This is a genomic window from Nocardia sp. JCM 34519.1 (assembly GCF_020361265.1).
GTDB classification, from domain to species: Bacteria; Actinomycetota; Actinomycetes; order Mycobacteriales; family Mycobacteriaceae; genus Nocardia; species Nocardia arthritidis_A.
Genome location: NZ_JAIRBR010000004.1, coordinates 120,151 through 140,229, shown reverse-complemented (window position 1 = coordinate 140,229; position 20,079 = coordinate 120,151). Strand labels below are relative to the sequence as shown.

Here is a 20,079-nt window from a genome sequence, read left to right as displayed (position 1 = left end):
CCAGCTTGCCGCGCAGGCTGCTCACGTGGGTGTCCATAGACCAGGAGTCGCCCCACACCTACTCTCTCGCACCGGATTTCGCAGCGGCGGCGATGCGCACGTGCGCCTTTCGAGGTTCGATGCGGTCGGCCCAGGCCGTGGGCAACGCGCCCAGGGAGGCTTCGGCGATTTCGTGCAGGCGGCGGACCGAGGCATGGAGGCGGCTGAGCTGGATCAAGCCCTGCGAGACCAGAATGATGTGCGCGCTGAGTACCGCGATCGCCTTGTGATCGCCGACGGGTGCGACCCGGCGGAGTCGCTCGGCCACCGCGTCTTCCATGGCGGCGGTGGTTCGTGCGCCGATCTCGGCGACCTCCGGGATCCGTCCGCCGAGCGCGGCCACACTGTTGATCATCAGGCAACCGCGGCGATGGGGTTGTGCGGCGCAGTCGTCGACGATGGCGCGCAGCAGCGTCAGGACGGCCGCTCGCGCGGAACCCGGTGCGGCGAGCACGGTTTCGCGCACGAAGGCGGCCCGGCGATCGCAGTACCGGGTGAACGCGGCCAGGAACAGGCCGCGTTTGCTGCCGTATGCCGCGTAGATGCTGCCATTGCCGACGTTGGCGATCTGCGAGACGTCGTCCACCGACGTGTCGTCGAATCCCTTGGACCAGAATTGCTCGATCGCGACGTCGAGCAGGTTCGATTCGTCGAACTGTCTCGGCCGTCCCATGAGGTCACCGTACCAATCTACGTGCGGCGATACAGATCACCCTGTTATGGAGGCGCGGCTCCAGAATAATGGATGACATGTCCTCATTCGCGGGTGCACCGCGCAAGCGCATCGGGTTCCTGATCTTCGACGGGGTCAAACTGCTCGATTTCGTGGGCCCGGCAGAGGTTTTCGTGGAGGCCAATCAGACGGTCTCCGGCTACGAGGTGGTCGTGCTGTCACCCGATGGGCGTCCCGTGCGGACCTCGATCGGCACCCGGATCGAGGTCAGTGGCGCGGCCGCCGATCCCGGGCGCTTCGACACCGTGGTGATCGCGGGCAGTGAACTGCCGCCCGCCCGTTTCGTCACCGAACAGGTGCTGGCGGCGGCCTGCTCGCTCTCGTCACGTACCCGGCGCTTCGCCTCGATCTGTAGCGGCGCGTTCGTGGTGGCCGCACTCGGGTTGCTGGACGGCCGCCGGGCGACCACGCACTGGAAGTTCGCGGGCGAGCTGGCCCATCGGCATCCGGCGATCGATGTGCGGCCCGATGCCATCTTCGTGCGCGACGGAAACCTTTACAGCTCAGCGGGAGTGGTCGCGGGCGTGGATCTGGCATTGGCCATGGTCGAGGAGGACCACGGGCCGGATGTGGCGCGGCGGGTGGCGCAATCGCTGGTCGTGCACATGCAGCGCGCGGGTGGGCAGTCGCAGTTCTCGGCTCATCTGAACGGGCCCGCGCCGCGCAGCCCACTCGTGCGGCGGGCGGTGGACCTGATCTGCGCGGACCCGGCCTACCCGCACACCGTGCAGACCCTGGCCGCGCACGCCCGGGTCAGTCCGCGTCACCTGACCAGACTGTTTCGCGCCGAACTGGAGCGCTCGCCCGCCGAGTACGTTGGCTTCGTCCGTTTCTGTACCGCGCGAGACCTGTTGCACGCCGGGCATTCCGTGACCGAGGCCGCCGTAACCGCCGGATACGGCACCAGCGAGGCCCTGCGCCGGGCCTTCATCGCGCGGTTGGGCATCTCACCGCGCAAATATCAGCAGCGATTCCGCTCGACCGGCTTCGCGCCCGCGACGTCGGCGGATGAGCCGGAGCTGGCAGTGTCCTGATCCGGCGGACTCTGTGCCAGCCCCGGGCCTCGACCGCTACTCAGGATCGAATGAATGCGAGCAGGTCGGCGTTGATGGTCGCGGCTTCGGTGGTCGGCATACCGTGCGGGAAACCCGGATAGGTTTTCAGCGTGCCGTTGGGCAGCAGTTCGGCCGAGCGAACGCCGGTGTTCTCGATCGGGACCACCTGGTCGTCCTCCCCGTGCATGACGAGGACGGGGATCGTGATCTTCGCAAGGTCCTCGGTGAAGTCGGTCTGGGAGAATGCGACGACACCGTCGTAGTGCGCCTTGGCGCCGCCGGCCATGCCCTGCCGCCACCAGTTGGCGATCACTCCTTCGGAGGGCTGTGCGCCGGGCCGGTTGTAACCGTAGAACGGTCCCTCGGCGAACGTGCGGAAGAAGTCCGACCGGCGGGTGGCGACCTGTTCCTGGATGTCATCGAAAACCGACTTGTCCAGTCCGCCCGGATTATCGGCGGTCTTCACCATGATCGGCGGCACCGCACTGATCAGAACGGCTTTGGCCGCCCGATCCTGTCCGTGCCGCGTGAGGTAGCGCACGACCTCACCGCCGCCGGTGGAGTGACCGATATGAACCGCGTCCGACAGATCGAGATGGGCGACGACGGCGGCCAGGTCATCGGCATAGTGATCCATATCGTGCCCTTCGGCGACCTGAGCGGAACGGCCGTGGCCGCGCCGGTCGTGCGCGATCACCCGGAAACCGTGGGATACGAAGAACATCAGTTGTGCGTCCCAGTCATCCGAGGACAAGGGCCAGCCGTGACTGAAGACGATGGGCTGTCCGGTGCCCCAGTCCTTGTAGTAGATGTCCACGCCGTCCGGCGTTGTGATGATAGGCATGTGGGACTCCTTTGTTCGGATACTCGATGCGCAGCCCCAGAGCCTCACCGAGACAACTGGAACCTGTTGCGCGACAAAGCTTCCAACGATCGCGCCGAACCAGTGTGCGTGATTCCGGCAGTAGTGCGCCCCACCTGACGAGCCACGATTACCGCACTTTCGGCCACGTCGATGGGCGACGTGGCCTTGGCAAGTCGCAAGTATTGTGCCGCTGTCTATCTCACAGTCGCAGGTCCGGTTTGTAGAGGTCGAGCCAGACGCCGATGTCGATGGCGCGGTCCAGTGCGCTGCGGGTTCCGACGGCCATCCGGGTCGGATCCTGTTCGACGGCCTGTTGCAGCCATTCGCGGTCCAGCATGGCGAGCAGGGGCGAATCCGGTTCGCTCATCAGATCTTTCACCAGTATTTGCAGATTCGCCGCATAGCCGGGGTCCTGGGTGGACGGGTAGGGACTCTTCACCCGCTCCACCACGGATCCGGGCAGCACATGTTTGGCGGCGTGCCGCAGCAGGCTCTTCTCTCTGCCGTCGAAGGTTTTCATCGACCACGGGGTGTTGTACACGTACTCGACGAGCCGGTGGTCGCAGAACGGCACCCGCACCTCGAGTCCGACCGCCATGGACATCCGGTCCTTGCGGTCGAGCAGTTGCCGGACGAATCGGGTCAGATGCAGATGGCAGATGGTGCGCATCCGATGTTCGAGCTCGGATTCGCCATCCAGATGGTCGACCTCGGCGACGGCGGCCGAGTACTGATCGGCGACGTAGTCGGTCAGCCGCAGCTTGTCCCGGAACTCCGGATTCAGCAAATCCTGTACGCCCATGACGATTTCGCTGAGCGGCAACCACGGGAAGGTATCGGCCCACACCGCGGTTTCGTCGTGGAACCAGCGATAACCGCCGAATACCTCGTCGGCCGATTCACCCGAGAGCGCGACCGTCGACTGCTCGCGGATCGACCGGAACAGCAGATACAGCGAGCTGTCCAGATCGCCGAGACCGAGCGGGATATCCCTGGCGCCGATCACCGTGCGCCGCACCGAAAGATCGGAAAGGTCGGCGGGATTCAGCATCACGTCCTGATGCGCGGACTGCACGTACGCGGCGACGTCGCGCACGAACGGCGAATCCGGGGTGTCGCGCATCTCGTCGGGGACGAAATTCTTTTCCTGGTCGACGAAATCGACCGAGAAGGTGCGCACCTGTTCGCCGGTGCGCGCGAGCTCGCGCGCCGCCAGACCGGTGATGGAGCTGGAATCCAGCCCGCCGGACAGCAGCACACACCGCGGCACATCCGAAATCAATTGCCGCCGGACGATATCCGTCAACAGCTCGCGCACCCGAGCGACCGTCTCGGTACGGGTGTCGCGATGTTCGGTCGCGGTCAGCCGCCAATAGGTGCGCTGGCGAATTCCCTTGCGGTCCACCGTCATCACGGTGCCGGGCAGCAGCTCCGACATACCCTTCCACATCGCCCAGCCCGGGGCCTTGGTGAAGATGAACAGTTCCCGCAGACCATCGAGTTCGACCACCTTGGGCACCAGCGGATTCGCCAGGATCGCCTTCGGTTCCGACCCGAAGAGCACACCGTCGGGCGTCGGATAGTAGTAGAAGGGCTTGACCCCCATCCGATCCCGGACCATCACCAGCTTCTCGTGCCGCTGGTCCCAGATGGCGAACGCGTACATCCCGTTGAGCTCGTCGACCATCGCCTCGCCCCACTGCAGATACGCCCGCAGGACCACCTCGGTGTCGCTGTCGGTACGGAACGTATGCCCCAGTCCCACAAGGCGTTTGCGCAGTTCCTGAAAGTTGTATGCCTCACCCGAGTAGACCAGCGCCACGTCGCCGTCCGGTTCGGAGACGCTCATCGGCTGCGTCCCGCCCGGCAGATCGATGATGGCGAGGCGCCGATGCCCCAATCCGGCATGTCGTCGCAGGAACGTGCCGCGCCCGTCGGGGCCTCGGCAGGCCATGGTCTCGGTCATCGCGTCGAGGATTTCCCGTTGCCCGGTGAGATCCGAGTCGAACGAAACCCACCCTGTAATCCCACACATCCTGGGACCTCCAGATAGTTAGCTTAGGTAGCTATATGTAATACCGTTGTAACACAACGGGACTCAGGAGACCAGAGGCCAATCCCTGGCAGTGTCGGCCCGATCAGGTTGCCGTCGGGCGGTTCTGCGCCGCGCCCGACGTGGATTTCGGTGTGATAAGGCCGGATTCGTACGCGACCACGACGGCCTGCGCGCGGCTGGTGAGATCGAGCTTGGTCATCACCCGGTTGAGATGCGTCTTGACGGTGCCCTCGCTGATGGTCAAGCGGTCCGCGATGTCGTTGTTGCCCGCGCCGGTACCGACCAACCGGAGCACCTCGAGCTCGCGGGCGGTGAGCGTCCCGAGCCTGCCGTTCGCGGGCAGCGGCGGAATCGCACCTCCCCCACCGAGATACGCCTCGACCAGCCTGCGGGTGACGGTCGGGGCGAAAAGCATATCCCCCTTGGCAATTGTGTGGATCGCCGCCAAAAGGCGTTCCGGCTCGGCCTCCTTGAGGATGAATCCGGACGCACCGGCGCGCAACGCCTCGTAGACGTACTCGTCGAGGTCGAAGGTGGTGAGCATGAGAATCCGCGGCGCCGGATCCCGATCCGCGAGAATGCGGCGGGTGGCGGTGATTCCGCTGACGCCGGGCATTCGGATATCCATCACGATGACATCCGGCCGCGTGGTGGCGGCCAGGTGCACCGCCTCGTCTCCGTCGCCCGCCTCACCCGCGACGGTCAACCCCGGATCCGCGTGCAGCAGCGCGACCAGACCGGCGCGGATCAGCGGTTGATCATCGACGACAAGTACGCTGATCATCTCCAGCGTCACTCCTTGCGGCCAGCGGCGGTTACCTGTGCGTCGACGGTACCGGCAAAGGCCAAGGCACGGTGAGGATTACCTGGTAGCCGCCCGCCGGCCGCGGTCCGGCCACCAGCGTCCCGCCGTACAGGAGGGCCCGCTCGCGCATCCCGACCTGACCGTGACTTCCGTTGGCGGCCTTCGTTTCCGCGACGAGCGGGCCCTCGTTGGTTATCGTCACCGTCAGCTGCCGCGAATCACGGTGCACCGCAACGCCTGCCCGGCAGGGCCCGGCATGCTTGAGCACATTCGTCAACGCCTCCTGAATGACCCGGTACACCGCGAGTTGCAGGCCCGACGGCAGATCGTCGACCGCGCCGGTGATCGTCAACTCCGCGTCGACGCCGACGCCGCGCACCCGGTCGATCAGCGCGGCCAATCCGTCGAATCCTGGGGCCGGTTCGATTTCCGTCTCCGGCGGCGCGTCACCGGCGCGCAGCAGGTGCAGGATGCGCCGCAGTTCCTCGAGCGTCTCCCGGCTGGTGTCGCCGATGGTCCGCACCGCGGTGCGGGCGGTGGGCGGATCGCTGTCGAAGACGTAGCGGGCCACCCCGGCCTGCATGGAGATCACCGAAATATGGTGTGCGACAACGTCGTGCAGTTCGCGGGCGATCTGCATGCGTTCCTTCGCGACCGCATGCTCCACCCGGAGCCGCTGCTCACAGCGCAGCTGTTCGGTCAGCTCGGCCAGCTGCCGATTGCGCAGGCTCAGGCGCCGCGACACCCCGGCGAGAACCCAGACCACCCCCGGCGTCGCGGCGGCCTGGGCGGCCGCCACCACCGCGGGCACCGCGACCCATCCGCTGTAGAAGATCACGGCGCCGAACAGCAGCGCGTTCGCCCCCGTCACCGCGGGCCGTGCGACGGCGGCGACGGTGTAAAAGGCCACCAGCGGGGCATAGAAATTGAGGCTCGGACAATAACCCAGCAGCAAATAGACGGCGTACGCCGCGGACGTCACCACCAGGGTCGGCGTCGGGGCCAGCCTGCGCGCCGCGAGCGGCAGGCAGGTGACCGCGCAGATCACGTAGGCCAAGAGGTCGAACGGCCGCCAGCCCGGCGGGGAGTAGCAGGCGCCGACCACGGAAACCGCCGCGAACACGACCAGCGCCACCACCGCGTCGACGACCCGTGGATTGCCGAATCCGGACCGGCGCGGAAACGCCCGCCCGCCGAAAACCGGGATACCGGGCCTCATAATCACATCGCTCATCGTATGAGCCCGCGCCACAACGCAAATAGGTGTGGGCGTTTCGTACACCGTCTGCCACCGCCGGACTACAACCCAGGTTTACCCCGCGACGCGGATGTGACGTGAGTCTTATCCGGATATCCGATGCTGGTTGGACGTGCGCGACGGACCCGCGTAATAGCGTGGAGCGATAACGACGCAGGAGTGGCAGCACGCGGATACGGACAGTCACACAGCTAATTGCAGGGAATTAGAAGTAATCAGGAGTTGTTCCGATGACTACCAATGCGCAGGCCGAGCCGCCGAGTATCGCGGATATTCAGAAGAAATGGACCGGATTTCAGCTGCAGGCGCGGCGGGGACAGCTGAAATTCCAGCCGCAGGCGGCCTTGCAGGCGGTACAGGCCACCAATACCGCGCTCGGATGGGTGCTGGGGGTACAGAAACGGCTCGACGGCATCCGGCTGAAGGATCTCAACGCGCTGACATCGGGTATCGGGCTGGCCGGTCAATTCAATGAGGCGGCCAAGAATCTCGGGGAGGCATTGCGGGCGCACCACAAGATCCTGGAGCAGATGGCGCATGCCGTCGGGGCCGCCGGAAAGGCGTATCCGGGGGTGGATCAATATTCCGCCGTCGCCTTCGATCATTTGAAGCCCGAGGTGCCGCATATCGACAAGACCCATACCTCGATCGACGACTATCGGGCCGACCATCCGAGCAATCCGCTGCAGCCGTGGGAACACCGGTGGCAGCGCCATAATTGGGCGCCGGCCAAGGGGAAGGACATCAGGCCGCTCGACACCGTCAAAGTTTCGGCGGAACCGCCGCAGCGGCTGGCGTGGCCGCAGCTGCACGCGCTCACCGAGATGGACGCCGCGCCGATCCGGGATGCCGGTGGCGAGTGGCGCGCGATGTCGACGAAACTGGAGCACGCATTCGGGAAACTCGCCAAGGATATTGCGGCCGTCGGCGGCGACTGGGAGGGCGCGGGCCATACGAAACTGAAGGATGCCGTCGACGAATACATCGCGTGCACAAGAACACTCACCCACAGCATGACCCTGATGGGCGAGAACCTGCTGTACGCGGCGGAATGGGTGGATACGACGCGAACGCGGATGCCGCTGCTCCCGCATCCGCCCACCCGGAGCTGCAATATGGATCATGCCGAATCCTCGGTCGGCATCAATCCCACCTACGGGGCGCGGCAGACCCATCATATCCCGGGCAATGTTTCCAATGGTGACAAGGTAATTCGGGTCACCGCCGACGGCGAGACGTTCATCGGCAGCCCCGTCGGTGTCCGAAATGCGCTGCTGCAGCACTATCAATGGAATTTCTGGAACTGGTATGTGCGGGGACTGACCGAGACGACCCGCAACGTACCGAAGATTCCACTCCCCAAGAGCACGCACCCACCCGTCGGCAAACCGAGGGACGGCGCGCACAATCGGGGCGGCCCGCGACCACGCTGGACCGATCCCGGCGCGGGCGGCAGGCCGAATGCCGTATCCGGTCCACGCCAAGCGCTTCCGCGCAAAGTCTCGCGGACCCATCGGCCGCACACCTCCGACGCGCCGAGGCCGGAACCCAAGCCCGGCGCCCGAACCGGCGAAAAAGCCAGCCCCGCAACGCAATCCGGCGCGACGGATCCGGCGCTGCAGGCGGCACAGCAGGCATTGCAGAGCGCGCAGCAAGCCGGGCAGCTGCGCCCCGCATCGGCAGACCCCTTATCGCCCGGAATCATGGACGCCGCCAAGGCCGGTCTCGGCGGCCCGGGCAAGATCGGCGGCCCCGGCCCGGGCGGACCGCTCGGCGTGGACGCCCTGCCTGCCCGGGAAGCGGCGCAGGCCAAGCTGTTTCCCCGTGCGTCGCTGGCCGCCGGCGGCATCGGCGGACTCGCCGCCGCCACGCCGATCGCGGGTTCGCCGGGCATGCCCGGCGCCGCGGGTGCGCCCATGCACGGGGCCGGGCACCACGGCAAGGAACAGACCCGACCCAACTACCTCAATTCCACCAAGCACTTCGACGAGGCGCTGGGGCGGACGACGACGGTCGCCCCGGTGTTGGAATGATGAACAACACCTGGAATTTCACCGATATCGAATTCGCCGCCCTCTGGGAACAATTGGCGGAGCAATTCCTTCCCGCGCCTTTCAGCTACCTCACCGAGACCGAGTCGTACGACGAACACGAGCGGGAGAAGGCGGCGGCGCGGCAGCGGGTGCGCGCGACCCTCGACGACGCCTTCGACGGCGTGCTCGAGGCATTGGCCCAACCCGATATCCGGCTGGTGGTAACCGGTTCCGACGCCGATCCGGATAATCCGGCCGGGCTGATCCGGCTGCTGGCCGCGCGGCGCGGCGATCGCGGATATCTGGCGAAACAGCTTCCGGGCAAGACGATTTGGCACAGCGGCGGCTTCGTCGTCACCGAATGCGATCCGCTGCGGCTGGCCGATATCGTCGTCGCCGAATTGCCGCGGACGAATGCGGGCAGGCAGGACCATGTGGTCCTGATCGAACCGGAGGAGCGCGACGATGACGATTTCGACTACGCGTACGGCCGCTCCAAGGTCAATGCCGACGCCATCGAGAATTCGTTCCGCAGCCGGTCTCTCGCATTCCACAGCACACCCGTCGACAGCGTCGGGTTGATCGAAATCGTGCAGGGCCGTTCACGTTTCGGCCCGCGCGGGATCACCCGCTATCACCTCGGCTGGCGCGATCTGGTCGGCGACGGCCGCTACGTCACCGTCTTCGACACCCCGCCGGTCGCGGTCGCCGCCGACGGCGGCCGAATGACCGCACTGCTCAACGCCGAGATAATCAAGGTGGTCCGGACGATCCGGGACGAGCGAGCATGAGGGGTCGGCGGCGCAAACGCCGCCGTTGCTCGATATTTCGGCGTGATCAATCGTCGAGCAGGGCGCGCACCTGTTCGTCGGACATGGCCTCCACCGCCGCGAGCGCCTGGGCCAGCGGGTCCGGTGCGGTGCGGATCAGGGCGGGCAGCGCATCGCGGTCGATCTTGCCGTTGACCGTCAGCGGGAAGTGGTCGACGACGTGCACGACGGAGGGCACCATATGCTCGGGCAGGCTGTCGCGCAGTCGATTTCGCACCAGGTCGGCCGGTATCGCGGCGATCGCGTACGCGATCAGGCGCGGCAGGCCGCTCGCACCCGGCTCGGTGCGGGCCACCGCGTCGGCCACCCCGTCGATCGCCCGCAGCGCGGCCTCGACCTCGCCGAGTTCGATGCGGTAGCCGCGAATCTTGACCTGCTGATCGGCGCGGGCGACGAAGATCATCGACCCGTCGGCCGTGCGCCGCACGAGATCGCCGGTGCGGTACATCCGGGCGCCGGGCGCGAACGGGTCCGCGACGAATCGGGCCGCGGTGAGCCCGGGACGATGCCGATAGCCGCGTCCGACGGCGATGCCGCCGACATGCACCTCCCCCACCTCGCCCACCGCCACCGGATCGCCGTCGCGGTCGAGGACGTAGAGCCGCACGCCATCGATGGGCACACCGATCGACGGCGCACTCGCCGACCGCACCGAACACTCCTGCCAGGTCTGCCCGATGGTGCATTCGGTCGGGCCGTATCCGGCGAAGAACCGGACCGATTCGGCCCACCGGTTGCGCAGTTCGGCCGGGATCCGGTCGCCGCCGGTGATCACCGTCCGCAGGTCGGGGACGCCTGCCGGGTCGATGGTCGCGAGCAGGGCGGGCGGCAGATAGACCATCGTCACCCGGCCCTCGCGCATCGTCCGCTCGATCGAATGGTCGGCCGTCGCGAGATCCGGTGCCAGACACAGCGTTCCGCCGGATGCGAGACCCATGAACAGCTGCCACACCGCGGCGTCGAAGCTTGCGGGAACCGATTGCAGCACCCGCGCGGACCGGTCGAGTCCGAAATCGGCGAGCGAGGCCCGGATCACGTTCGCCAGCCCGGCGTGGGTGAGTTCGACGCCCTTCGGCCGCCCCGTGGTGCCGGAGGTGTATATCACGTAGGCGAGCTGGGCCGGTCGCACCGGGACGTGGGAATATCCTTGCGGCGCAATGTCATCGATATCGATGACGGTCACTTCCGGCGGCAGTCCCGGCAGGCCGGGGCCGCGGGTGAGCAGGGTGCGCAGCCCGGAGTCGCGCACCATGTACTCCAGCCGTTCCGCCGGATAGGCCGGATCCAGCGGCAGATACACCGCACCCGCTTTCAGCACCCCGAGCACCGCGGCCACTTGCTCGGGTGCGCGCGGCAAGGCGACGCCGACGAGCTGTTCCGCGCCGACACCGCGCCGAATGAGTTCCGCCGCAATCGAATTCGACCACACGCTCAACTGGCGATAACTGATCTCGTCGCCTTCGTGCCAGAGCGCCGGTGCGTCCGGAGTTCGCTCGGCCCACCGGTCCGCCATTTCGTGCACCGGCAGCCGATCCGGCTGTATCGCATCAGCTTTCGGATCATCGGATTCGATCACGAGCCCATCACCTCATTCCGGTGCGGCAATCGTGGGCAAGTAATCGGCCGATCGCCCGGTACATCTGATCTCTCTGCGGCACAAGCACATTCAGGTCCATCGATGCGGTCAAGAGCCGATTGTCCCGTCGTCCGGCACGTCCGCGACCCTGGCGAGCCGCTCGATCGTCTCCTCCACCAGGATCTGCCGGGAGGTGATGCCGATGCCCGCGGCCGCCGCCCGGACCACCACCCGCAAACTGGTGATCGAGTCGCCGCCGAGCGCGTGGAAGCTGTCCGTCAGGCCGATCCGGTCGTTTTCGAAGACCTCGCGCCAGATCCGGATCAGCTCGGCCTCGACCGGCGTCGGCTCGGCATTCCCGTTGACCATGCGTTCCACCACCGCCCGCTTGGCGGGCGAGAGTCGCGCCAGCCGGGCGGCGAGATCGTCAGAGGGCACGGTCATACTCCACTGCTCCGGGACGTGGTCGGAATTGCTTTTCCCACACGGGAATCGGCCGATGCTCTCGATTCTCGGCAGGCCCGTCGCGGTCTGGCAAGCGAAAGCCGGTGCGACACAGCGGATGTCTTGTCAGCAGGACAATTCTCGAATTGCTTATACATAATTTTCCGGTGCCGCCGGATAATGGCGGCACCGGAAAGCGGTAACTCTTGTTCGGCTATCGGTCGAAGGATTACTGCACGGCGGTCCGGCGCGAGAAGGCCGAGTTGGCCCAGACGAAGCCGACCACCGCGATACCGAGGCACCAGGCGATCGCCAGCCAGGCGTGATCACCGATCGGGCCACCGAGCAGCAGGCTGCGCAGCGCCTCGATGATCTGGGTCAGCGGCTGATTGGCGGCGAACACCCGCAGCCAGCCGGGCATGGTGTCGGTCGGTACGAAGGCGCCGCCGAGAAAGGGCAGCAGCGAAAGCGGCAGCGTCATGGTGGACGCACCGGCCGGATTCTTCGCGATCAGGCCGAAAGCCGTTGCGAGCCAAGCGAATGAGAACAGCGTGAGGGCGATCAGCCCGATCACGCCGAGCCATTCGACGACGTTCGCGCTCGGGCGGAAACCGATCGCGAGCGCGACGAGCACGACGATCGCGATACCGATCAGCGACCGAGCGGTGGCGCCGATGACATGGCCGATCAGGACCGAGGGCCGGGCGATCGCCATGGTCCGGAACCGGTCGATGATGCCCTCGGTCATATCCGCGTTCACCGCCAGGGCCGTCGCCTGCGCGGAGTAGGCCGCACCGAGCATGACGATGCCCGGCACCACGTAGTTGATGTATTTGATGCCCTTGGTGTCGAGCGCGCCGCCGAATGCGAAATTGAGCAGCAGCAGCATGATCAGCGGCATCAGCATCGCGAGGGCGAGCTGACCCGGATTGCGCATGGTGTGCCGCAGTTCCCGGCGCACCATCGTCGTCGAATCGGCGACCGCGCTGGCAACGGAGGTCATGGGATGCTCACTTTCTCGTCCTCGCGCTGAGAGTGACCGGTCAGGGCGAAGAAGACGTCGTCGAGATCCGGCGTGTGCACCGACACCTTGTCCACCGGGATGGCATCATCGGAGAGCCGGTCGAGTGCGGCCTTGACCGCGGCGGCGCTGCCGTCGCTGGTGACCTGTGCGGTGAGGGTGTCGCGATCGCGGTCCTGCGCGCCGAGCGCGCGGGCGCCGCGATCGAGCGCCTCGACATCCGGGAACTGCAGGCTGATGTATCCGCCCGGCACTCGCTGCTTGAGCTCGGCCGGCGTGCCCTCGGCGACCAGCTTGCCCTGGTCGAGCACCGCGACATGGTCGGCCAGTTGATCGGCCTCCTCCAGGTACTGCGTGGTCAGGAAGATCGTGGTGCCGTCGGCGACCAGCTCCCGGATGATCTGCCACATCGTGCGCCTGCTGCGCGGATCCAGGCCCGTTGTCGGCTCGTCGAGGAAGATGATGCTCGGCCTGCCCATCAGGCTCATCGCCAGATCCAGGCGGCGCTTCATACCGCCCGAGTAGGTCGACGTGACGCGCGCGGCCGCGTCCACCAGGTCGAAGCGCTCGAGCAGTTCGGCGGCCCGCCTGCGCGCGTCGCCGCGGGACAGATGGTTCAGATCGCCCATCAACAGCAGATTTTCCTCGCCGGTCAGCCAGCGGTCGACCGCGGAGAACTGCCCGGTGACGCCGATCGCGCCGCGGACCGCCGCACCCTCCTTGGTGACGCTGTGCCCGCCCACCCACATATCCCCGCCGTCTGCCGGGATCAGGGTGGTGAGGATTTTGACCGTCGTCGTCTTACCGGAGCCGTTCGGCCCGAGCAGCGAAAAGACCGTTCCCGGAGCGACACTCAAGTCGATCCCGTCGAGCACAACGTGCTCGCCATACGATTTGCGTAGACCGATCGCCATTATCGCCATCGGAGAGATTTCAGCCACCTCCCCCTCCTTCCTTACCTTCTCTTGGCGTTCGCCTACCGCGACCACCGAAAACCGTTGTGCCAGAGGCTGTTCAGTCGGCCGAGGAGCCGCTTTCATCGGCGGCGCGCCGGATGATGATGTCGCCCGAGCGAGTTCGGGCGCGCACCTTGACCGTGTTGTCGAACTCGTCCGGATTCTGTTGCACCGGAAGGTTGTTGCGCACCGCGCCCTTCTTGCTGTCGGCCTCCACCCAGGCCGCGGTGCCGCTGCTGATGCCGATCTCGATATTCGCCGAACTGTTCATCAGGTCGGCGTGCCCGTGCGTCAACCGGCCGACCCGCACGGCGCCATCGACCGTCACCGCGGTGACATTGCTGTCGGCGCGGTCGACCTCGATATCGCCGTTCACCGAACGGATATCGAGATCGTCTGAGGCGTCGCCGATCCAGATCCCGCCCTTGGTGCCCTTGAACCGGAGGATGCCGTCGACCTCGCCGATCCGCGCCGAACCGGACAGGCTGTCGATCTCGGCGGCGCCGGTGACGTGCTCGACCGCGATATCGTCGTGCATCAGGCTCGCGCGCAGCGCGCCGACGCAATCGAGCTGCGCCTGTCCCGATGTCAGCCGCACGTCGCAGTCGCCGAGCCTGCCCTCGGTGCGCACCCGCGCGTGCATCAGCTTCGCGAGCAGGGTGGAATCGGCGGGCAGTTCGATGGTGATGCGGACCGAACTGCGCTTGCTCACCCGCAGCATGCCGGGGGACGGCGTGGTGACCGTCAGCTGACCGGTCGCGAACTCGACCTTCGTCCGCTCGGCCGCATCCACATCGGATTTACTCGCCGTGTCGACCGGTTCGACCGATACCACGGTGTCGGCCCGCTCGCTCGCGACCAGCCGAACCTCGGCGCTGGTGAGCGTGACCGAGACCGCGATGGGCTCCGGCGTAACGAATGTGGGCATGGTGAATCCCCTTCTCTTGTGCGTGTTCCGGCGGTCGGGCCGGCCTCAGCCGACCCAGCCGGTGAAGCGGCCGGAACGGTTGCCGTCCCGGCGCCCCCGCCGGGACCGCTGATCGCCGGCGAGCGCCACACCGACCGCCTGGACCAGCCAGGCGTTGACCGAAAGCCCCGCCTCGCTCGCAGCCGCCTCGATGCGCTGCTTGAGCTGTTCCGGGGGGCGGAAGTTGATCCGCGAGACGGCGCCATCCTTGCCGTTCAGCGCCGATGCGGGGATATCCCGCCCGGCGCCCGCCGCGGACGCCCACACCTCGTCGTCCTCGTCCTCCGCATCGGTTTCGCCGGAGGCGACCACGAAATATGGGTTACGCCCGCGCAGCCGGAGCTCGACCGAACCGGGGAGCAGATCCCTGGTGATCTCGTCCGCGGCGGCGGACAGCACATCGAGCATGGTCAACCGGGTAGCGGCCGCGACGGCGGCGGAAAGGCGCTGCGCCAGCGCGGTCTCCGCACCGGAATCGGCCGCCGCCAGTAGCTCTTGCTGCAGGCTGTCGACATAGGGCGTTAGATCCATGGCACAAGCGTAACGCCATCATGGCGCCATATCAAGAATCATGGTGCCATGATGACGCCAGTGGTCGGGTTCAGAAGCGCACCGGCAGCCGCACCAGCAGGTTTCCGATCGGATTCGGATGGTGTTCGAGCTGGTCCCGCTCGATGGCCAGGGATAACCCGTCGCGGGCCAGCAGCAGCTCCCGCAGCGCCACCTCGCTCTCGACCTCGGCCAGCCGCGCGCCGAGACAGAAGTGCGAGCCGTAGTAGAAGGCCAGGTGGTTACGGCCGGACGCGGGAACCCTCGCGATATCGAAACGTTCCGGATCGTCGAATACCCGGGGGTCGTGATTGGCGGAGACCAGACAGCCCGCCAAGGTGTCGCCGCGCCGGATGGGAGTACCCGCCAAATTCAGATCCTCGGTCGCGTACATCATGGTGCCGACCGTGATCGGGCCCGCGACCCGCAGCAGCTCGTCGACCGCGCGCGGCAGCAATTCGGGATCCGCGCGCAGCCGGTCCAATTGATCGGGGTGATCCAACAGCGTCACCACGGCATTCGGGATGAAATGCGCGGTGGTCACATACCCGGTCTGGATGAGCATGGTGAACATCGTGACGATCTCGGTATCGGTCAGCTGGTCGCCGTCCGCCTCGGCGGCGAGCAGTTTCGAAATCGTGTCGTCGCCGGGTTCGGCGCGCCGCCGCGCGATGAGATCCTTCGTATAGCTCACGAGGAGTCTGGCGCGCTCCAGGATGCGGGTTTGATCGTCGCCCGCGAAGCCCTGAATCCAGCCGCGCACCTCCGCCCGATCGGCCTCGTCCACGCCGACCAGCTCGCAGATGATGGTGCCGGACAGGTGTGCGGAGAAGTCGGCGAGCAGATCCGGTTCCGGCTTGCGCCGCATATCATCGGCCAATTGCGCGGCGACGATCTCGACGCGCGAGCGCAGTGCGTCCATACGGCGGCTGGTGAAGGCGGGACTCACCAGGGTGCGCAGCCGGGAGTGCGCCCGGCCATCCATATTCACCATGGTGGTCAGGTGCGGCCGGAGATCCTCCGGAACGCCCATCGCCGCCATTATTTGATCCCTGGCACTCGGTTCGTTCAGTCCCGGCACATTGTTGCGGTCGACGACGAACCGCGGATCGGTCAGCGCCGCCTTGACATCCTCGTAGCGCGTAATCAACCAGACGGGTGCGGCCACTCCGGGAAAAGTCACCGGGATGACCGGCGCCTCCTCGCGCAGCCGGCCATATGCGGCGGCCGGATTCGCGGTGAATTCGGGATCCATCAAATTTATGGCGGTCATGGACATGCGGTCCTCCTCGACGAGAAATATTATTCGCGCACCGTTACCTTGGATCGTTCGGCAGGTGTTCGTATCAGCGAATGTATTATTCGACCCCCACCCAAGGTGGCTCGATAATATAGACGCGGCCGAGTCCGGCTCGCGGTCGCCGATATACGGAAACCAACCGGACGTTACGGTGAACCGAGAAATTGCCGGACCGGGCGCGGGCACGTATATAGATCAATTGCCCCGACGATTTCCGATGCGACCCGAGCACGTCGTCCGGCCGGTGCGACAGTGTGGGTCCACCCGAATCGAATCGACCGCCGAGTGCGCGAGTTTCGTGGCAGCACCGGCGATCTCGCCCGAGATGCGGCATCCGGCGGCTCGCGGTGTCCAATGCTGGATCGCTTCGGTTGCCTCTTACGGGCCGCCACGGCTCGTCCTGTTGCCAGGACAAATCGGCGCCGACGCGATCACCGGACGCCATTCACCGGAATTTCCGAATATTCGACGGACCGGCACCGAGCGCGTCGGATACGGACAAGTATTGCAAACAAGTATTGCAATCCGACCGCCCGAATCGCACGATGATACCGATCCGGCGGGCCGCGCCCGTTCCGCCCGGAAAGGGAGCACAGGTGTCGAATATAGCTTCGCGTTTCACTCGCTTTCTCGCAGGTGTCCATCCGGATGCATATCGGCCCGATATGTATCGACACAGTGTGAATCGGATCGATTCGAATCGAATCGATCGGAATCGACATCCCGGCCCGATTCGGCACAGTACTGCCGGAGCATTCGCCGAGCCGGGGGATGGCGGAGTAGTCCGATGTGTCGCCGCCCTGGTCGGCGGCATCGCCATGCTGGCCGCGGTGACGGGATGCGGCTCCGACAGCGGGCCCGCGCACCCCACGACGACGAGCGTGGCGCCGGTCGTCACGTCCACCGTGTCATCCGCGACCCAGCAGCCCACACCGTCATCGAGCGAGCAATCCCCCGCACCTCCTCCCGCGGCACCCGCACCCGCGGCGCCTCCACCCGCGGCCCCACCCCCGCCGCCACTGGTGCCACCCGAGCCGCCGGTTCAGCCCGCACCGGCCAAGCCCCCCGAGCCGCCGATTCAGCCCACACCGGCCGAGCCGCCCGCGCCGCCGAAGCCCGAACCCCCTGCCCCGACCGCGAAACCCGCACCGACACTGCCGGATCCGGGATTCGATCCGCACGCCGGGTACTGACAGACAGGACGACAGTGACGCACACGAGAGCAGGCCGCCTGCTGGTGACGTTGGCATCGGCGGTCGCCGTGGCGATGAGCGCGGCGAATACCGCGGCGGCCGACCCCGCCGCGGGCCGGGAGGTCGTCGTCCTCGGCGATTCGTACACGTCGAACGGATGGGACTGGAGTTTCACGAATACCTGTGTGCGCGGCCAGACTTCGTGGCCGAACCAGCTCAGCGCCCGGCTGGGCCTGGCGGGCAGCCCGGATTTCCTGGACGAGTCGTGCACCGGCGCGACGATCGACAGCGGGCACAGCACCACGCTGCTGGTGCAGGCGAGGTCGGCGAGTCAGGCGGCCGCGTTCGGCCCGCGGACGAAGCTGGTGGCCCTGCAATTCGGCCTGAACGACAAATGGGGCGCCAACGATATGACGGTGTGGTCGGCCCTGGGGACGTGCCTGTTCAACCTGGTCGACGGATGCGGACTGGATGCGGCCCAGCAGGGCCGGATCACCGACTACCACGCGGTATCCGGTGAGCTGTATGCCGAGCGGATCCGGACCGTCGTCGAATACATCCAGTACTACGCGCCGAGCGCGCGGATCGTCCTGGTCGGCTATCCCGAACTCTTTCCGCCCGGCCAGCAGACGCTATGTTTCGACTTCTTCGGAATGCCGTTCGTGCAGCCGCGCGGTGCGGCGCTGACCGAATACCTGGATCGGCTCGACCAGGCCCAGCGCAAGGCCGCCCAGCTGCTCGGCATCGAATTCTTCGATGCGCGCGCGGTGACCGCCGGGCACGGGCTGTGCACGGCCGAACCGTGGGTGAACGGATTCCTCGATCCGAAGGTCAACCAGGGTGTCGCATTCCATCCGTCCGCGGCGGGCGATGCGGCGGTGGCGGACGGTCTCGCCGCGCTGGCCGGGCGTTGATGCGTGAGCGGCAGGTGACGCACGAGCCCGCCGCCGAGCCGTGGGGGCGGGCTGCCGCATCGGACGGTAAGGCGATGGGGCAAACCGCCGCGGCGGCGAACGGTGCCGCGCCGACAGAGACCGCCGCGGTCACCGCGACGACGAAAAGCGCTGCGGTGCAATGCACTGCGGCATCGGAGATCACTGTCGCGGATCCCCGGCGGGTCCGTCCGGCGCTGCCGTCGCTGACCGGCGCGCGGTGGTGGGCGGCCTTCGCGGTGTTCATCCTGCACTCGCTGGTCTTCCTGCCGGTGTATCCGTTCCAGAAGTCGGAATTCTTTCGGCGGCTGCACTATTGGTTCCCGATGCAGCTGGGCGCGGCGGGCGTCACCTTCTTCTTTGTGCTCTCCGGATTCATCATCTACTGGTCGTACAAGCCTGGAATGACGGTGCGGCTGTTCTACCGGCGGCGAGTGCTGAAGATCTATCCGACGCACCTGCTGGCGGCGGCGGTATTCATCGCCGCGGCGGGGCCGCCGCTGGCGCGCACGGTGGTGTGGTTACCGGATCTGCTGCTGATACACAACTGGGTGCCCAAGTGGACCACGGTCGGCGGACTGAATGTGCCGTCTTGGTCGCTTACCTCGGAAATGCTGTTCTACCTGAGCTTTCCGTTGATGCTGCCGCTGGTGCGGCGGATACCGGCGCGACTGCTGCTGCCCGCGGCGGGTGTGCTGATGCTCGGTATTCTCGCCATGCACACCGCGTACTTCCTTTGGGTTCCCGGACCGAAGGGCATCGCGAATGCCTTTGCGCCACGGCTGGTTCCGGGTGAGCTGTCACCGCATTTCGAGCTGCACGCCGCGCCCATCTGGTTCGCGCAGCCGGATATCCCTGTCGCACAGTCGTATTGGCTCAGCTACAACTTCCCGGCCTCGCGTCTGCCGGAATTCTTCCTCGGTGTCCTCGCGGCCCGCATGGTCCTGGAGGGACGCTGGCACAACACCCGTCTAGCGCCGCCCCTGCTAGCCCTGTTCCTCGCATACGCGGCGACCTGGGTGGTGCCGGTGAACTACAAAATGTCGGCGCTGCTGCTCGCGCCGACGACGGCGGTGGTCGCCACGCTCGCGGCGCGCGACCTCGACGGCCGCCGCGGCCTCAACTCCAGCCCCACACTGGTATGGCTGGGAAATATCTCCTACGCCTTCTACCTGATCCAGTTCCCAGTGATGGTGATCGTCACGCGCACCCTGATCGGCGGCGGCCGCTACGGATTCGGCGGCTGGGCCGGATTCGCGACCCTATGCCTGGCCGTCTCGGTGACAGCGGCAGCCGCGATCTACCACTGGGTCGACGTCCCGATCATGCGCCGGTTCGCGCGAAAACGCCCCGCGCCGTTGGAAATCGGCCGACGCGAGCCATGAAGTCCGCTATGCCTGAGCGTTTCGATGACGGCCCATCGCGACCTACTACCGAGTGAACACGTCGGGTTCGTGGGGAATCGCC

At 66.5% G+C, this 20,079-nt stretch carries 17 protein-coding genes; 5 read left to right on the top strand and 12 right to left on the bottom strand.

The genetic code is table 11. The features are described from left to right. Positions 1 to 58: 58 nt before the first annotated feature. A complete protein-coding gene (locus LGY53_RS12710; RefSeq protein ID WP_225726883.1) occupies positions 59 to 712 on the bottom strand; it encodes a TetR/AcrR family transcriptional regulator in 654 nt (217 codons plus the stop codon). Positions 713 to 789: 77 nt separating this feature from the next. Between LGY53_RS12710 and LGY53_RS12705 the strand changes: the two genes are divergently transcribed. Beyond that, the gene (locus tag LGY53_RS12705; protein WP_225726882.1) at positions 790 to 1,806 is read left to right on the top strand and encodes a GlxA family transcriptional regulator; all 1,017 of its coding nucleotides are present in this window, start codon (positions 790 to 792) and stop codon (positions 1,804 to 1,806) included. A 40-nt stretch (positions 1,807 to 1,846) separates the two neighbouring features. On the opposite strand, the gene LGY53_RS12700 is transcribed toward LGY53_RS12705, so the two are convergent. From LGY53_RS12700 to LGY53_RS12685, 4 genes are all read right to left on the bottom strand, one after another. Beyond that, complete coding sequence (locus tag LGY53_RS12700) at positions 1,847 to 2,671, bottom strand: alpha/beta fold hydrolase (protein WP_225726881.1); 825 nt, start codon at positions 2,669 to 2,671, stop codon at positions 1,847 to 1,849. Between the two features lie 220 nt (positions 2,672 to 2,891). Then, positions 2,892 to 4,727 carry an asparagine synthase (glutamine-hydrolyzing) gene (gene asnB / locus LGY53_RS12695; protein ID WP_225726880.1) on the bottom strand — a complete coding sequence of 612 codons (1,836 nt, stop codon included), beginning with the start codon at positions 4,725 to 4,727 and terminating at the stop codon, positions 2,892 to 2,894. Positions 4,728 to 4,830: 103 nt separating this feature from the next. Continuing rightward, the gene (locus tag LGY53_RS12690; RefSeq protein ID WP_225726879.1) at positions 4,831 to 5,532 is read right to left on the bottom strand and encodes a response regulator transcription factor; all 702 of its coding nucleotides are present in this window, start codon (positions 5,530 to 5,532) and stop codon (positions 4,831 to 4,833) included. Between the two features lie 31 nt (positions 5,533 to 5,563). Beyond that, positions 5,564 to 6,772: a sensor histidine kinase gene (locus tag LGY53_RS12685; RefSeq protein WP_225727208.1), complete on the bottom strand. Its 1,209-nt coding sequence runs from the start codon at positions 6,770 to 6,772 to the stop codon at positions 5,564 to 5,566. A 269-nt stretch (positions 6,773 to 7,041) separates the two neighbouring features. Here LGY53_RS12685 and LGY53_RS12680 point away from each other — a divergent pair, with 269 nt between their 5' ends. Next, positions 7,042 to 8,844, top strand: coding sequence for a WXG100 family type VII secretion target (locus tag LGY53_RS12680; protein ID WP_225726878.1), 1,803 nt, complete (start codon positions 7,042 to 7,044; stop codon positions 8,842 to 8,844). Further along, positions 8,841 to 9,635, top strand: coding sequence for an ESX secretion-associated protein EspG (locus LGY53_RS12675; protein ID WP_225726877.1), 795 nt, complete (start codon positions 8,841 to 8,843; stop codon positions 9,633 to 9,635). Before LGY53_RS12680 ends, LGY53_RS12675 begins: the two co-directional genes overlap by 4 nt. Before the next feature lie 46 nt (positions 9,636 to 9,681). Here the strand turns inward: LGY53_RS12675 and LGY53_RS12670 are convergent, their stop codons facing one another. The 7 genes from LGY53_RS12670 to LGY53_RS12640 all read right to left on the bottom strand — a co-directional run bounded on the left by LGY53_RS12670 (position 9,682) and on the right by LGY53_RS12640 (position 16,466). After that, positions 9,682 to 11,250, bottom strand: coding sequence for an amino acid adenylation domain-containing protein (locus LGY53_RS12670; protein WP_225726876.1), 1,569 nt, complete (start codon positions 11,248 to 11,250; stop codon positions 9,682 to 9,684). Between the two features lie 108 nt (positions 11,251 to 11,358). Then, the gene (locus LGY53_RS12665) at positions 11,359 to 11,694 is read right to left on the bottom strand and encodes a phosphopantetheine-binding protein (protein WP_225726875.1); all 336 of its coding nucleotides are present in this window, start codon (positions 11,692 to 11,694) and stop codon (positions 11,359 to 11,361) included. A gap of 229 nt (positions 11,695 to 11,923) precedes the next feature. Next, entirely contained in the window at positions 11,924 to 12,697 is a 774-nt protein-coding gene (locus LGY53_RS12660; RefSeq protein ID WP_225726874.1) for an ABC transporter permease, read from the bottom strand. Next, positions 12,694 to 13,638, bottom strand: coding sequence for an ATP-binding cassette domain-containing protein (locus LGY53_RS12655; RefSeq protein WP_225727207.1), 945 nt, complete (start codon positions 13,636 to 13,638; stop codon positions 12,694 to 12,696). Before LGY53_RS12655 ends, LGY53_RS12660 begins: the two co-directional genes overlap by 4 nt. Before the next feature lie 91 nt (positions 13,639 to 13,729). Then, complete coding sequence (locus LGY53_RS12650; protein ID WP_225726873.1) at positions 13,730 to 14,599, bottom strand: DUF4097 family beta strand repeat-containing protein; 870 nt, start codon at positions 14,597 to 14,599, stop codon at positions 13,730 to 13,732. Between the two features lie 45 nt (positions 14,600 to 14,644). Beyond that, positions 14,645 to 15,169 (bottom strand): toxin-antitoxin system HicB family antitoxin, encoded by a 525-nt coding sequence (locus LGY53_RS12645; RefSeq protein ID WP_225726872.1) that lies wholly within the window; start codon positions 15,167 to 15,169, stop codon positions 14,645 to 14,647. 70 nt (positions 15,170 to 15,239) lie between these two features. Then, positions 15,240 to 16,466, bottom strand: a complete 1,227-nt coding sequence (locus LGY53_RS12640; RefSeq protein WP_225726871.1) for a cytochrome P450 — start codon at positions 16,464 to 16,466, stop codon at positions 15,240 to 15,242. A gap of 1,228 nt (positions 16,467 to 17,694) precedes the next feature. Between LGY53_RS12640 and LGY53_RS12635 the strand changes: the two genes are divergently transcribed. After that, positions 17,695 to 18,594 carry an SGNH/GDSL hydrolase family protein gene (locus LGY53_RS12635; protein WP_225726870.1) on the top strand — a complete coding sequence of 300 codons (900 nt, stop codon included), beginning with the start codon at positions 17,695 to 17,697 and terminating at the stop codon, positions 18,592 to 18,594. Then, positions 18,594 to 19,997: an acyltransferase gene (locus tag LGY53_RS12630; protein ID WP_225726869.1), complete on the top strand. Its 1,404-nt coding sequence runs from the start codon at positions 18,594 to 18,596 to the stop codon at positions 19,995 to 19,997. The genes LGY53_RS12635 and LGY53_RS12630 overlap by 1 nt, the downstream gene beginning before the upstream one ends. The last annotated feature ends 82 nt before the right edge of the window (positions 19,998 to 20,079 follow it).